This window comes from Sulfurovum sp., assembly GCF_041562805.1.
Classification (GTDB): Bacteria; Campylobacterota; Campylobacteria; order Campylobacterales; family Sulfurovaceae; genus Sulfurovum.
The window spans coordinates 1-13531 of sequence record NZ_JBFFOH010000058.1 but is presented as its reverse complement, the minus strand read 5'-3'; the positions used below and the strand labels follow the sequence as shown (position 1 = coordinate 13531).

The 13531-nt window shown below is 39.1% G+C and carries 16 protein-coding genes; 6 read left to right on the top strand and 10 right to left on the bottom strand.

The window, feature by feature from the left end:
* The coding region (locus ABYK33_RS08465) for a peptide deformylase (RefSeq protein ID WP_373032690.1) at positions 1–121 on the top strand (121 nt) is incomplete at its 5' end.
* Between the two features lie 134 nt (positions 122–255).
* Here ABYK33_RS08465 and gdhA read toward each other — a convergent pair.
* On the bottom strand, positions 256–1608 hold the full coding sequence (gene gdhA / locus ABYK33_RS08460) for an NADP-specific glutamate dehydrogenase (protein ID WP_373032688.1): 1353 nt from the start codon (positions 1606–1608) through the stop codon (positions 256–258).
* A gap of 88 nt (positions 1609–1696) precedes the next feature.
* Between gdhA and ABYK33_RS08455 the strand changes: the two genes are divergently transcribed.
* Positions 1697–3277 carry a YifB family Mg chelatase-like AAA ATPase gene (locus ABYK33_RS08455; protein ID WP_373032687.1) on the top strand — a complete coding sequence of 527 codons (1581 nt, stop codon included), beginning with the start codon at positions 1697–1699 and terminating at the stop codon, positions 3275–3277.
* Positions 3278–3410: 133 nt separating this feature from the next.
* Here ABYK33_RS08455 and ABYK33_RS08450 read toward each other — a convergent pair whose 3' ends face one another.
* Positions 3411–4469 (bottom strand): YeiH family protein, encoded by a 1059-nt coding sequence (locus ABYK33_RS08450; RefSeq protein WP_373032685.1) that lies wholly within the window; start codon positions 4467–4469, stop codon positions 3411–3413.
* Positions 4470–4601: 132 nt separating this feature from the next.
* On the opposite strand from ABYK33_RS08450, the gene ABYK33_RS08445 reads away from it, so the two are divergent.
* A complete protein-coding gene (locus tag ABYK33_RS08445; protein ID WP_373032684.1) occupies positions 4602–5528 on the top strand; it encodes a LysR substrate-binding domain-containing protein in 927 nt (308 codons plus the stop codon).
* Here the strand turns inward: ABYK33_RS08445 and mobA are convergent.
* The 8 genes from mobA to gspG all read right to left on the bottom strand — a co-directional run bounded on the left by mobA (position 5506) and on the right by gspG (position 11129).
* Complete coding sequence (gene mobA, locus ABYK33_RS08440; protein WP_373032682.1) at positions 5506–6081, bottom strand: molybdenum cofactor guanylyltransferase MobA; 576 nt, start codon at positions 6079–6081, stop codon at positions 5506–5508. The genes ABYK33_RS08445 and mobA overlap by 23 nt on opposite strands.
* The gene (locus ABYK33_RS08435; RefSeq protein ID WP_373032681.1) at positions 6078–7196 is read right to left on the bottom strand and encodes an MFS transporter; all 1119 of its coding nucleotides are present in this window, start codon (positions 7194–7196) and stop codon (positions 6078–6080) included. The genes mobA and ABYK33_RS08435 overlap by 4 nt, the downstream gene beginning before the upstream one ends.
* Positions 7193–7681, bottom strand: coding sequence for an RDD family protein (locus ABYK33_RS08430; RefSeq protein ID WP_373032680.1), 489 nt, complete (start codon positions 7679–7681; stop codon positions 7193–7195). Before ABYK33_RS08430 ends, ABYK33_RS08435 begins: the two co-directional genes overlap by 4 nt.
* Positions 7681–8418 carry a TIGR04219 family outer membrane beta-barrel protein gene (locus ABYK33_RS08425; RefSeq protein WP_373032679.1) on the bottom strand — a complete coding sequence of 246 codons (738 nt, stop codon included), beginning with the start codon at positions 8416–8418 and terminating at the stop codon, positions 7681–7683. Before ABYK33_RS08425 ends, ABYK33_RS08430 begins: the two co-directional genes overlap by 1 nt.
* Position 8419: 1 nt before the next feature.
* Positions 8420–9634, bottom strand: coding sequence for a type II secretion system F family protein (locus ABYK33_RS08420; protein ID WP_373032678.1), 1215 nt, complete (start codon positions 9632–9634; stop codon positions 8420–8422).
* A 93-nt stretch (positions 9635–9727) separates the two neighbouring features.
* Positions 9728–10141 carry a type II secretion system protein gene (locus tag ABYK33_RS08415; protein WP_373032677.1) on the bottom strand — a complete coding sequence of 138 codons (414 nt, stop codon included), beginning with the start codon at positions 10139–10141 and terminating at the stop codon, positions 9728–9730.
* Positions 10138–10686: a prepilin-type N-terminal cleavage/methylation domain-containing protein gene (locus ABYK33_RS08410; protein WP_373032676.1), complete on the bottom strand. Its 549-nt coding sequence runs from the start codon at positions 10684–10686 to the stop codon at positions 10138–10140. The genes ABYK33_RS08415 and ABYK33_RS08410 overlap by 4 nt, the downstream gene beginning before the upstream one ends.
* An 11-nt stretch (positions 10687–10697) precedes the next feature.
* Positions 10698–11129 carry a type II secretion system major pseudopilin GspG gene (gene gspG / locus ABYK33_RS08405; RefSeq protein ID WP_373032675.1) on the bottom strand — a complete coding sequence of 144 codons (432 nt, stop codon included), beginning with the start codon at positions 11127–11129 and terminating at the stop codon, positions 10698–10700.
* Between the two features lie 74 nt (positions 11130–11203).
* Here gspG and ABYK33_RS08400 point away from each other — a divergent pair, with 74 nt between their 5' ends.
* From ABYK33_RS08400 to ABYK33_RS08390, 3 genes are read left to right on the top strand one after another with little or no spacing between them, the layout of a single operon-like run.
* Entirely contained in the window at positions 11204–12127 is a 924-nt protein-coding gene (locus tag ABYK33_RS08400) for a hypothetical protein (protein WP_373032674.1), read from the top strand.
* The gene (locus ABYK33_RS08395) at positions 12114–13040 is read left to right on the top strand and encodes a hypothetical protein (RefSeq protein ID WP_373032689.1); all 927 of its coding nucleotides are present in this window, start codon (positions 12114–12116) and stop codon (positions 13038–13040) included. Before ABYK33_RS08400 ends, ABYK33_RS08395 begins: the two co-directional genes overlap by 14 nt.
* On the top strand, positions 13037–13438 hold the full coding sequence (locus ABYK33_RS08390; RefSeq protein ID WP_373032672.1) for a hypothetical protein: 402 nt from the start codon (positions 13037–13039) through the stop codon (positions 13436–13438). The genes ABYK33_RS08395 and ABYK33_RS08390 overlap by 4 nt, the downstream gene beginning before the upstream one ends.
* Positions 13439–13531: the final 93 nt, after the last annotated feature.

Sequence of the window (13531 nt, the reverse complement as noted above, 5' to 3'; positions counted from 1 at the left end):
TGCTATCGCGATACAGCATGAGATGGATCATTTGGACGGTAAGGTATTTATAGAAAAACTCTCTTATATGAAGAGAAAGAAATTCGAAAAAGAGTGGAAACGAAGACTAAAAGAGGCATAAGCAGCAATCTTGCACTTTGAGTTTTTCGGAGTACTTGTCGTACGCCTGCAAAATTCAAAGCACAACCTTACTGCTTATGACGCTTCTTGAAAGTATTTTCAGTTTTTTGAAAAATGCTTCATTTAAAATATTGTTTACACTCCTTGCATGATCATTGCATCTGCAACTCGTTTAAATCCTAAGATATTTGCAGCAGAGATAAGGTCCATCTCAAGATTATATTCATCACATGTTTTCTTGAGGTCAATATAAATATTTGACATAATGTCTCGCAGTCTTTTATCTACTTTTTCAAATGAAAGATAATTGAGTGAATTGTTTTGGCTCATTTCCAAAACGCTGACGGCAACACCACCGGCATTGGCTGCTTTGGCTGGGGCAAAAAGAATTTTGTTTTCTACAAAAAGTTCGATGGCTTTAGGTGTTGTTGGCATATTGGCACCTTCTGCTATGATCTTAACATCATTATTTATAAGCAATTGTGCACAGTTTTCACCTAATTCATTTTGTGTAGCACAAGGAAATGCTGCGAAACAAGGGATATCCCATACAAAGCTACTGCCTTGAATATAGTTCTCTCTTTTCACGTAGGTAGCATTTTTTCTCTCCAGAGTATAATACTCCAAAGAGGCGCCTCTTTCTAATTTTATCTTTTTTAAAAGTTCCAGGTCTATACCGTTACTGTCATGTATGGTACCTCTGGAGTCAGAGCACGTTACCGGGATAGCACCTATGTCATAGAGTTTTTCTATAGCATGTATCGCGACATTGCCACTGCCGCTAATAGTACAGATCTTACCTTTGAGTGTCTCTCCCTTATCCTCTAAGAGGGTTTGAGTAAAGTAGACAAGTCCATATCCTGTTGCCTGTGTACGTCCCAAACTTCCACCCAAAGGGAGAGGTTTAGATGTAATGATACTGTCATAGGAGTTTGTGAGTTGTTTATATTTTCCAAAAAGGTACCCTACCTCTCTGGCACCTACACCTATATCTCCACCTAGAATATCGATATCTGCACCAAGACTGTTATAAAAAGCAGCCATGAAAGCTTGACAGAATTTCATGATCTCTTTATCACTCTTAGCTTTAGGATCAAAATCAGATCCTCCTTTTGCACCACCTATATGAAGCCCGGTAATTGCATTCTTAAATATCTGTTCAAAAGCAAGAAATTTTAAGATATCCGGATTGACCGATGGGTGAAAACGTACACCACCTTTGTAGGGTCCTAACGCATTGTTAAATTGAATTCTATACCCATTATTGACATGTATGAGATTGTCATCATCCAGCCATTCTATTTTAAAGTGTATGGCTCTGTTGGGTACCATAATGCGGTCGATGACATTTTGATGCAGATATTCCGGATATTTTTTTATAAGTGGCTCTATAGAGACTAGCACTTCTCTCAGTGCTTGAAAAAAAAGGGTATCACTTTTACAGTTACCATTTTTGGCACGATTCATCGACTGTTCAATGTAATCCATGGGGTTCCTTTGTGTTTGTATAATGCAAATTATATTACAATTTGACATACTTTAAACCTTTTTTTCAAATTTAGTGCATCATAACCCTATGAATGCAAAAATAGATAGTGGTACACCACCTAATAAAAAACACATCAATATGAAACAAAAAAAAGAGTCTATTGTGAATAGACTGACTTGCGCTACACTTGAAGGGGTCAATGCACAAGTGATAGAAGTAGAGGCTACTTTTACCAAAGGTCTCCCCGGTTTTTCTGTGGTAGGTTTGGCCAGCAGTGACATACAGGAAGCAAAAGAGAGAACGAAGTCAGCACTGCTTACGAACAATTTTGTTTTTCCTCCACTTAAAATAACGATAAATCTTAGTCCTTCAGATTTGAAAAAATCAGGGACACATTTGGATTTAGCCATGGCACTGCTGATCGCCATGCATAAAACCGTGATAGAAGAAGAGGGGTTATTTGTATTTGGCGAACTTGGACTAGACGGAAAGGTGAAAACAAGTTCTATGCTCTTCCCTCTGGTCTTATCTCTGAAAGAACAGGGACTTATCAAAAGAGCTATTGTCCCTAAAGAAGCGATCAGCTATCTGAGTCACATTTCTGGAGTAGATTTTATTGCAGTAGATACATTGGATGAAGCCATAGCACTACTTAAAAGTAAAAATTTTAAAGCAAATGTGCAGGCATTCTCCTATGAGGCTGAAAGTTTTACGATCAAAGAGATACCCTACTATTTTGAACGAAAATATGAGAGTGATTTTATAGATGTAAAAGGGCAGTCAGTAGCCAAAAGAGCTTCACTCATCGCAGCAGCAGGGATGCATAATTTTTTGATGGAAGGTAACCCAGGATGTGGGAAGAGTATGATAGCCAAACGGATCAAAGATATCTTGCCTCCACTGTATGAAGAGGAGATACTCTCGATAGCGAAGCATCAGTTCTTGGATGGTGTGACACCAAACTTTTCAGCGCTGCGTCCCATAAGGTCTCCCCATCATACAGCTACTTCTGCTTCTGTTTTCGGTGGCGGCTCTAGTATGGCAAAAATTGGAGAGGTCGCCTTGGCACATAAAGGTATTCTTTTCTTTGATGAGCTGCCTCACTTTTCTAAGGCAGTATTAGAAGCCCTTAGGGAGCCACTGCAAGATAAAAAGGTACATATAGCAAGGGTCAATGCCAAGATTGAGTACGAGGCGGATATCATGTTTGTAGCGGCGCAAAACCCTTGTCCTTGCGGTAATCTTCTTTCAAAGATCAAATCTTGCAGATGTAGTGAAGTAGAGATAAAGCGTTACCAGAACAAACTCTCTGATCCTTTTTTGGACCGTATAGATCTATTTGTGGTCATGCAGGAAGTGAATAGCACAGATAAAGGAGATATCAGTTCTGCACAAATGCATAGAGAAGTACTCAAAGCATTTAAAATGCAAAAAAGAAGAAGCCAGAGTAGACTCAATGGGAAGTTGACAGAAGAGGAGATAGAGAACTATTGTATACTGGATGGCGATGCAAACAAGATTATGGAGAATGCCATACAAAAATTCGGTCTTTCCCATAGAAGTATCGCTTCTGTAAAAAAGATAGGCAGAACGATAGCAGATCTAAATGCTCATGAGAAGATAGAAAAGTCAGATTTATTAGAAGCCCTAAGCTACAGAAGAAGATAGCTCTTTTATTTCACTGCATCTTTAAAGAAATGGCTTCGTTTCGTTCAGTCCCATACTGTAAAAGTATGCTTCTTTACTCCACTCACGCCATTTATTCAAATCTACAGTAAACTAAAAGGCTATTAAGACTTCTTTAGGCACAGATCAGTTTTGTGACAACAAATCCACCTATGACAAGCCATGCGAACATGGCTGTAGCTGTGTAGACAGGAGCAAGTCCTAAGCCTTTAAATTTAGAGAAACGTGTTCCCATACCCAGGGCAGTCATAGCCATGGTAAGAAGAAAAGTATCTATTTCGTTGATCATATTCACGATGTTTTCTGGTACCAGATGCAGTGAATTAAATCCTGCCACACCGATAAAATAGACTGCAAACCAAGGGATAACAAGTTTGACATCCCCTGCAGGGCCACCTTCTTTTTTCGCAGAATAGCTCAAGTAGATCCCTAAAACTATGAGCATAGGTGCTATCATGATCACACGGGTCATTTTTACAATGACCGCTGAATTGGCCATCTCTTCAGGTGCGCCAGGCACGGAAAATGGTACAGCCACAACCTGTGCCACTTCATGGATGGTTCCTCCTACATAGATACCAAATTCTCTAGCAGTCATATGTAAAAAACCTGTGGCATTTTCGAAGATGGTGGTATAGAGTACAGGATAGAGAAACATCGAGATAGTTCCAAATAAAACGACCATTGAAACTGCGATAGCCGTTTTGTACTCTTCTGCTTTAAGTACAGGTTCTGTGGCCAGTACAGCAGCAGCACCACAAACCGCTGCTCCAGAAGCGGTGAGCATGGAAGTATCTTTATCCATGCCAAATATTTTGTGTCCTAGCCATGTTCCAAGTACAAAGGTTGTAGAAAGCATGATGAGCGAGACAAGAAAGCCGTCCATTCCTACTTCAGCTATTTGTTGAAATGTAATTCTGAAACCATAAAAAACGATTGCAAAACGCAGGATCTTCTTTGCCGAAAAGGTGATACCTGTCTCCCACTCTGATGGAAGTTGATTATGCAGAGTATTTGCATAAAAAATACCAAGCACAATACCGATGACCAAAGGGGAAAGTCCTAACGCTTTTACAGGACCGAGTGTTGCGATAAATGTTGCGGCAGCAGCAAAGATAGCCACAAATAAAATACCACTCATTGTACCCTTACGTTGTTGTGGAGAAAACGCCATAAAAATCCTTTAATTCAAAATAATTGATAACATTTTGAGAATTCTACTATAATTTTGATATAATCTACAAATAATTTATTATGCTAATAATGAAAAAACGAGAAAAACCTATCAATACATAAAAGAGAAAACATGAAACTAACGCTTAGACAGATGGAGATATTTTTGAATGTGGTAGTCTCCGGACATTTGACAAATGTGGCTAAAGATATGAAGCTGAGTCAATCAGCCATCTCTATGTCAATCAAAGAGTTGGAAAATGTCTTGGGTCGACCTGTTTTTGACAGGATCAATAAGAAGCTTGTACTCAATGAAGTGGGGCGAGCATTTTATAAAGAGGTAGATCCTATCTTTAAAAAACTGTCAGATATTGAGTATGAATTTAAGAATTCAGAAAATAAGGGGATGATCCGTGTAGGAGCTAGTACAACGATAGTTGACTACTTGATGCCAGCCATTATCTGCAGCTATATGAGCTCTTATCCTGATGTTAAAATTACGCTTAAAGAGGGTAATACCAAAGAGATTGCAGATATGATCAAAGAAGGAACGATCGATATTGGGTTTGTTGAAGGATTTGTCCAGGGTTCAGATATCGTGAAAGAGAGGATAGGGATAGATGAACTTGTTGTTGTCACAGCAGATCAAAACCTGTGTAAATCCTGCACTATAGATGAATTGGAGACGAAAAGATGGGTGCTTAGAGAAGAAGGTTCTGGTACTAGAGAAGTCTTTTTGGATTATATTAAAGAGAAAGTAGATGATCTAAATGTCTTCTTGGAGCTTGGCCATACAGAGTCTATTAAAGGTATTTTGATGAACCGTGAATGTTTGACCTGTATTTCTAAGATCTCAGTGAAAAGTGAAATTGAGGAAGGAAAACTTCACAGGGTTCCGGTGAAAGACTTTGAGTGTAAAAGAGACTTCCTAATGATCTATCATAAAGACAAGTACCATAGTTCATTGTTTGAAAAGTTTGTTTTCTTTTCTCGAAAACTGATGATGAAAATGATAGAAGGTGAAACATCTCCCGCGATCAACGGTTCTCAAAAGTCCTAAGGGCTTTTTGATACTCCTCAGGATGATTGAGGTTTGTAAATGGGGTATCTTCATCGAACTTTACAAAAAAGGTATTTGCAAGACGTAGAAGGTCCTTTAGCCTGTGGTTACCTTTTGCTAATTGTATATGGGCCAAAGGTAAAATAGACCTTTTATAGAGCCCACAAAGAGGTTGCAAGCCACTAGGACTTTGAGCAACTATCACATCTAGCATACTTTCGTTATGTTCCAGTAATTTTTCTATGGTTTCCTTGTTGACAAAAGGAGCATCCACACTTAAAATAAAAACTTCTTCCACTTTTAACGTTTCAAAAATAGAGATGATCCCCACAAGGGGAGAGTTCTCTGTATAGTTATCTTCGATCATCATACAATCAAAACCGAATTTATTCTCTTTAGCTGAGATATATACTTTGTCAAATATGGTATTAAGTTTAGCCAGTTGAAACTCAGTGAGTGTAGAGTAGTTCCCAAAAGGAAGTAGGGCCTTATCTTCTCCCATGCGAGAACTCTTCCCTCCTGCAAATATGACGGCATATGTGGTTTCTGTCATGCTTGTATACTCTCTTTTCGTTTTTGATGGATGAGTAAGACAAGAAATGCGATAAAGGTGATGATGGATTCAACCAGGAAAAGATATTCTCCATAGATCTGACCGGAAAGTAGAGCACCCACAGATCCACCCAGACCAAATGCGATACCCAGGAAAAACTGTTGTGCAAGCTTTTTCTGCGTATAGAGTGAAAAAACATAGGTGATCGCAGCAGTATGGTAGAGTGCAAAACCTATGGCATGCAGAGATTGTGATGCAAAGGTAAGTGATATCGAGTCTGGGTAGAGATAAAGTATCATCCATCTAAGTGCCGTAACAAGTGTCGCAAACTGCAATATATTGAGTAGGTTTCTTTGCAAAAGAGGACCTTGAAAGTAGAGCATGAAAATTTCACAGATCACACCAAAACTCCACATCCAACTTGTCATTTCAAGTGAGATCCCATGGGATGTTTCATAGATAGTAAAGAAGTTATAAAATCCACCAAAACCTACTTGCATCAAAAAGATAGAGACCCAAAAGGCCCAATACTTCGAGAGTGAGAATGATGCATCTTCTTGTGCTGTAGAATGAGAGATCGTATCATATTTTGTGAGCATCGCTCCAAAGATAAGGGTTAAAAATGCCACAGTGCTTAAATAATAGAGGGCTTCATAAGGTGACTCAAGGACTTTCCCCAACCAGAGTGCGATACCCACAAAACCAAGGGAGCCCCAGAGACGTACTTTTCCATAGCGGTGTTTAGGTAAGGAAGCCAAGGCTATTGTCTCAACATAAGGAAGAGATATCCCCATTGCTGCACCAAAGAGAAGGTTAGCTGCGAGATAGACCCAAAAATCATTTACGGTGGCCAAAAAAAGCAAAGTGCCAATAAATGTAAAGAGCAGGGAAAGCTGGTAGACCATTGGTGATAAAGAGAGAAAATGTCTGAAAACAAAAGGGAGTAAAAAACGCATGAAAGGGGCTGCAGCATAAAGGATACCTACATCAAGAGGAGAATAACCAAGATCCAGTAACACTTTTGGCATGAATATGACATAAACACCTACAAGGGCAAAGTAAAAAAAATAGTAAGCCCCTAAAAGTGGTGAAAGGAAGTGAGTGCTTTGTTTCATTTTTTGTTTACAACAGCAGTTGCAGAGAGAAGATCATGCAGTGTTTTGTTGTCTTTTCTAAAGAACATAAGTGCCCATCCCAGAAGGGTAAAAAATGAAAGAATCGCGGCCAGGTTTCTAAAGATAATGATAAATAAAGAGGGTTTTTCTTTGGTGTTCTCATCGATGAGTGTTATGTTGTAGGCACGATATCCCGGTGTTTGACCTGTAAAATACATAAATATGGTTTGCACGATGACCAAAGGAAGAAGTATGTAGAACCAGCCTAACATTTTATCTTCAGCAAAACCTTCTCTGCCATCCATAACGAGATAGAAAACCACATACATGATAGGCATGAGCAACATAAAGGCATCGGTTAAAAACGCTTTTATTTTCAATCCTACTGAAGCATAATCCCCCTTTGTGGATGGGGATTTTACTTCCTTTGGTACTTCTTCTTGAATACGACCTTGTTTAATTTCTCTGAAACGTTGTTTAGCCATTAGAAATCCCAGATAGCAGCGGCATAAGGACCGGAAAAGTCGATATTCGCATGGAAACCATCTACCAGATCATCACTGTCGAGATGAAAAGACTTATAGCCTGCTTCAATACCTATACCCATCATCAAGGTATATCGGGCAGACAACTCATAATCATATGCGGTCATATCCCAATAACTGATGGCATTGGCTTCTAGTTGTACAGAGAGTTCCGTTACAGGAAAGTTGAAACGGGCTTTTCCGTAAAGCATAGGTGTCCAGGTTGAAAAGTCGGCAACATCATTGTTTATACTTGTACTGACACCCATGTCTCCCGAGATGTATCTTGCTGTAACGCCTGCATCCACTTCTACCCAGTTATCAAGCACTTCATAGTAGAGTGTCACATCTGTCATGTCAAGTGACAAGCTACTGTTTATAGCTCCTGTAAAGTTGACAACGTCACCCCAAGTGAAGCCGGCTACTCTACTGTTGCCCTCATGTGACAATGTTGTGTAACCTAATTTGACATTAGGAAGTAAAGGAAAAGGATGTTCGAGATAGGCTTTTAAAAACAGATCCTGCTCTTCACTAAATCCAAAAGTCTCTTCAAGGCTGGAAGAGGTTCCTTTATACGAAGCATTACCGCTAGGGTCATGGTTAAAGAAACCAATAGAGGCTTCTCCTCCTATCATATCAGCATGTACGCAGCTTAGTGTCAGCAGTGTGACGAATACAAGTTTTTTAACAGTCGGCATTTTATTGTAATCCTTGTGTCATAGTAAAGATAGGCAGAAGCATCGCTGAAACGATGATACCCACAACCACACCGATGAAGAGCATCATAAATGGCTCTAGTAAGCTTAGGAGCAGTTTGAGTTTGTCCTCATTCTCTTCCGCATAAAGTGCAGAAGTGTTATCTAGAATTTGTGCAACTTCACTTGACTCTTCCCCCAGGGCTAAAGACTGCATGAAGTTACGTTTGAGCTTAACCCCTTTTGACATTTGAAGAGAGTTGGATAGCTTATTTCCTTCAAGCACCTTCACGGATGCTTTCTCAAACAGGTCTCGAAGTCCATAGTTTGCAAAAGTGGCTTTAGCCAATTGCACGGCTTGTGCATAAGCAACACCTGAACTCAGCATGAGTGAAAGGATATAGGAAAACCTTCCCAATTCATGGTTTTGGATTAGCGTACCCAATACAGGTATCTTCAGCAACATTGAATCAATGATACGGTGAAAAGCATTTATCTTGGCATACAAGAGTTTAAATGTAATGATAAGAAGAATGATTGTGACAATAATGGCGATATAGTGAGAGATTAAAAAGTCACTTAACCCAACTACAAATTGCGTGATAGGAGGAAGTTCTTGACCTGTGTCTTCAAAAATCTCTGTAATTTTCGGTACAACAAAAGCGATGAGAAAAGAGGTCATTCCTATAGCAACGGTAAAAATGATAGCAGGGTATGTCATAGCCCCTTTGACTTGTTTTTTTACTTTGTTCTGTGCAGAGAAAAAGTTCCCCATGTTGGTAAGTACTTCAACCATTTTCCCACTTTGCCCTGCGACATTGAGACTTTGTAGAAAAAATTCTGGCAAGGCATAGACTTTCTGTGCATGGAGTGCATTGTAAAGTGACTTTCCTTCATCGATCATGGTCTTGATGGAGTTTAAAAAAGAGACATACCTTTTTTCTCCTTCATGCTGATTCTCAAGTAGTTTAATGGCAGTGAGTATGGTCATGCCAGAGTTAAGATAGGAGGAGAGTTCTTTAGAAAAAGTACTAAGCAGTTCTCCAGGCATTTGGCGTTTGGAAAAGGCTTCAAGTGAAAATTCTTTGGTAGGGGTTAGCCCTTCATGATAAATGTTTTGTGCACGAAGTTTTTGCCCGGCTTCTTCAACTGAACTTGCCGTAACAGTACCCTTGACTTTTTTACCTGTTTTGTCAAAACCTTTGTACTTAAAAAGCATGCGCACTTGTCCTTGCAGTAAATTATAAGTATTATAACTTTTTTAGCTGTATCTTGCTATAGCACAAGATGAAAGAAAATCCGATGTGAAGTATTACAAACCCTCTAGTTTAAAGTGATGATAAATGGAGGAGTGTTTATCTTTGAGCATGACCTCATTAACTATAGCAGTAGGCCCACCTTGTTCCTCGAGAGAGATGATCCTGATCTCATCTGGAATGAACACATCTCTAGAAGTTTTCTTTAAAATTTCACGACTCTCCTGCTCTTTGACTTTAAAATATTTTTCCAAAACTTCATAGGCAGTTTTATTGTCTTGATGGTAGTTGAGAATATTGTTGCTTAAAAAAAGAGAATCCTGTAAAGAGCGTTTGTTTCTTTCTGTGAGATAGACGATTTGTTCTTGGTTACTTGTATGTACTTTGAGTACAGGGATAATAGCTATAGAAAGAATGATCACAGAGACAAGGATCTCAATAATGGTAAATGCCGGCCGTAATTGTTTCAATAGAAGGCTCCGCTGTCTGAAGCTACAGTGCTGTTACTTAACCAATACTCTTTTGCTTCTTCAGGAGAATCAAATGCTTGTGGTTCTCCAAAAAAAGCGGGTAGGAAATAGCTTCCTTTATCATTTTCTAAAATGATCTGTGTGGAGCTTCCATTGTTATAAAAATCCATGATCAGGCAGATCTTTTTATCTTGATATCTCCCATACTCGAGACGCGTGAGTGAGTCTTGGCGATCAAGAGTATAGGCTTTGATATTGGTAAGGTCTATGGGACTTGTATACTCTTGAAACGCGGAAGAGATCCCTCGTCTAAGATAGCAGGAACGGCACTGATCAACACAGAGCAGGGTGGCTTTCCCACTAAAAAGTTCGGATGAGACAATGTTGGATTTAAGGTTAAGAGGGGTGAGTGCTTTGGGTTTTGGTTTGCCCATCTCTATGCCCTCAAATCCAAGGAAATAGACCATAGAGACAATGAGTATAACGATAAGAAGTTCTATAAGAGAGAACCCTTTACTCACATTATATCTCTTGACATAGGACATAGGGAGAGTTCTTATTTGCTACATGCGCTAAAGAGGATATCTTTACCGCCCTCTTCTCCACCTTCTTTTCGGTCAGAAGCAAAAGATATAATTTCAAACTCTGATCCTTTTTTTATATAGACAAAAGGTGTTTTCCATGAATCTTTAGGCAGTTTTTTAAGGTAAGGTTTTACACGGTAGTTAGGATATTTATCTGTATCCGGGTTACTTAAGAGTGCTTCAAAGCCTTCTTCTGTATCAGGGTAAACACCATTATCCAGTTTAAACATATCAAGTCTTTTTCCTAAGTCATTCATCTTTAAACAGACCGTATCTCTTTTTGCCTGATCTGCAGAGTCCATGAGGCCAGGAGCTACAACAGCAACAAGTCCTCCAAGGATAACGATAACGATCAGTAATTCTATAAGAGAGAAACCTGCTCTTAATGGCGTATTTTGTTTCATGTGCATCCTTTAGTTTGCTTCGCTATAATATTTAGATTTAAATTGTACAAATTTTACTTTAATAGAGCTTTTAGATGGATAAAACCCAAAGTACCGGCATAGCTGTGAAGAACAGGCAAGGATTTGCACTTCTTGTCACGCTGTCTGTCTTGTCTGTTATTATTGCTTTGACGATGGTGCTTTTGAGTTATTTTGATGAAGTCAAAAAAGATTCCAGCAACACAAAAGCACTTATACAGGCAGATATATACTATACAAATATAACAAATATATTTCAAGGGTTCAAAGATAAAAAAACCCTTTTTTCTGTACTATACAATTCATCATTGCCTTTAAGTACGGAAAATGGTAGATTTTCACTTGTTTTGCAGTGTGATCCTTTATATAAAGGTGTCAATGTCAATTGGTTGGGCTTGGAAAACAATAGTAAAAAAACAGCATTGTATAACGTAGCACAGGAACTTTTTGAAATGCTTGCACAAGAGTATGACATAGAAGATGCGGGAAGACTGCAAGAGATGCTGATGGAAGAGATAGGAATGAAAAACAGATCGGTGGAAAAAGAGCAAAGTAGACTTCACCAAAAAAACGGTATTATATCTTATCAACAATTCACAGATTTAGTAAGCCGTTACCAGTTTGAGGTAGACGATCCTAAAATAGGATCTGTCCCATGGAAAAGCTATTTTAGTTTTTCTCCTCGAGCGGAAAAGATAGATGCCGAGTATAGTTCTCCAGAACTTATCGCTTATCTTTTTAATCTAGATTTGGCAACAGTGAAAGAATGGACTTCCTCCATAGAAAAAGTTTCACTGGAAGATTTTGTACGTGTAAATGGCGGCGACTATGCTCAGCGAAAAACAGTTTTGGCAGGTGAAACATTTTTAGAAGCTGCCGAGTGTTTAGTAGGTTATACACTTGAAGAAGAGCAGTATAAATTTAGATTTGAATATATTGAGGGAGGGGCAAAACATTTTGAATTTTATGGGAAACAATAAAGAGTTAATCCTCGTACATACTTCGATGAAGCCTGTGGACTTGTCGTATACTGTGAATGTTATGTTAACACCACAGTTCTATACCCTCAAAAAAGAAGTCTTACCCCTTAACTATGCATATCAGGCTAAGCGTATTGCCCCATCACTTTTTGAGGGTTTGGTCGAAGAGGGAAGGGATTATGAGTATCTGGTCTGGAAAGAGGAAGAATCATGGGTCTTCCTGGCCTATGATCTGGAAATGATCGCAGCATTTTTGGAGCGCAAAGGCTTTACCTTGGAAAATGTCTCCAAGATCTTTTTTGCACAGCAGTCTGTGGATCTTTTCGACAAACCTCTCTTATTGGGTGAAAATGAAGCACTGGTCTCTTTGGACGATATGATAGTGCTAGTGCCAAGAGGGGCCTTGGGAGAAGATGAAGGCCATTCCCTGGTTTTTGACAACAGATTTACGCCTAAAAAAGGCGTCATGCTTCAGGATGCATATGCTTCTGTTCTTAGTTTAAGACAAGCTAGCACGCTTGCTGCCATCTTTACCCTTTTTGCAATCATGTTTTTTGTTGAAGGATCACGCTATAGTAATAATGCCCAAGTAGGGGAAGCTCAGATGCAGGAGTTGTTTGAAGCCTATCCCTCTTTACAGAGTAAATATACGCGGGACAGTATCGTCACAAAATATAAAACGATCGATAGTGCAGAGCGTAAAAAACGTGAGATCGTTAAAATGGTCTCGGGTATGATCTTTAAAGGGGTGACACTGACGTCATTCGATATGGATGAGAAGAAGTATAAAGTACAATTTTCATGTAAAGATGCAGAGGTATCAAAACGTGTGCAAGCATTGGCTAAGAAGAACAACCTGAGCACTACTGCTATTGCAGGAAGCAATGACTTGAAGATAGAAGGTGCACTATGACTTGGAAAAGATATCAAAATGAGTTGATAGCGTTAGCAGCTTTTGTTTTGATGCTCATAGGATATGGCTACAAGACTGCACAGGTTTCTTCTCAGGCAGATACGATGGCAAGCGCAAAGCACTCTGTTGGAGAGATCAAAGAAGTGATCTCGCTCCAAAAGATATGGGCAGATAAAAAGACGACAAAAAATATAGATAAACTTCAAACGCTTATTCCTGCATCCAAAGTGAAATGGAGCAGCAAAAGCAAAAAGGTCACAGCCAACTATAAAGACTTAACGGCAATAGAATTGAATAACCTTGTCACAAAAATTCTCAACTTGCCCGTAGAGATACAAAAGCTTAAAATTCAAAAAATAGCTTCATTTTATGATGTGGAGTTCAAATGCAAATGGTAAAAAAGAGTTTCATTGTACTCATCGTTGCCTGGTTGGGAGTACTGGTACTTATGCCCAAGCAAGAGTTGTATTATAAGCTGGAAGAAGAGCTTG

Excerpts from the sequence above, each read along its gene's own strand:
- gdhA (WP_373032688.1), bottom strand. The coding sequence starts at position 1,608 with ATGGATTACATTGAACAGTCGATGAATCGTGCCAAAAATGGTAACTGT.
- ABYK33_RS08455 (WP_373032687.1), top strand. The coding sequence starts at position 1,697 with ATGAATGCAAAAATAGATAGTGGTACACCACCTAATAAAAAACACATC.
- ABYK33_RS08450 (WP_373032685.1), bottom strand. The coding sequence starts at position 4,469 with ATGGCGTTTTCTCCACAACAACGTAAGGGTACAATGAGTGGTATTTTA.
- ABYK33_RS08445 (WP_373032684.1), top strand. The coding sequence starts at position 4,602 with ATGAAACTAACGCTTAGACAGATGGAGATATTTTTGAATGTGGTAGTC.
- mobA (WP_373032682.1), bottom strand. The coding sequence starts at position 6,081 with ATGACAGAAACCACATATGCCGTCATATTTGCAGGAGGGAAGAGTTCT.
- ABYK33_RS08435 (WP_373032681.1), bottom strand. The coding sequence starts at position 7,196 with ATGAAACAAAGCACTCACTTCCTTTCACCACTTTTAGGGGCTTACTAT.
- ABYK33_RS08430 (WP_373032680.1), bottom strand. The coding sequence starts at position 7,681 with ATGGCTAAACAACGTTTCAGAGAAATTAAACAAGGTCGTATTCAAGAA.
- ABYK33_RS08425 (WP_373032679.1), bottom strand. The coding sequence starts at position 8,418 with ATGCCGACTGTTAAAAAACTTGTATTCGTCACACTGCTGACACTAAGC.
- ABYK33_RS08420 (WP_373032678.1), bottom strand. The coding sequence starts at position 9,634 with ATGCTTTTTAAGTACAAAGGTTTTGACAAAACAGGTAAAAAAGTCAAG.
- ABYK33_RS08410 (WP_373032676.1), bottom strand. The coding sequence starts at position 10,686 with ATGTCCTATGTCAAGAGATATAATGTGAGTAAAGGGTTCTCTCTTATA.
- gspG (WP_373032675.1), bottom strand. The coding sequence starts at position 11,129 with ATGAAACAAAATACGCCATTAAGAGCAGGTTTCTCTCTTATAGAATTA.
- ABYK33_RS08400 (WP_373032674.1), top strand. The coding sequence starts at position 11,204 with ATGGATAAAACCCAAAGTACCGGCATAGCTGTGAAGAACAGGCAAGGA.
- ABYK33_RS08395 (WP_373032689.1), top strand. The coding sequence starts at position 12,114 with ATGGGAAACAATAAAGAGTTAATCCTCGTACATACTTCGATGAAGCCT.
- ABYK33_RS08390 (WP_373032672.1), top strand. The coding sequence starts at position 13,037 with ATGACTTGGAAAAGATATCAAAATGAGTTGATAGCGTTAGCAGCTTTT.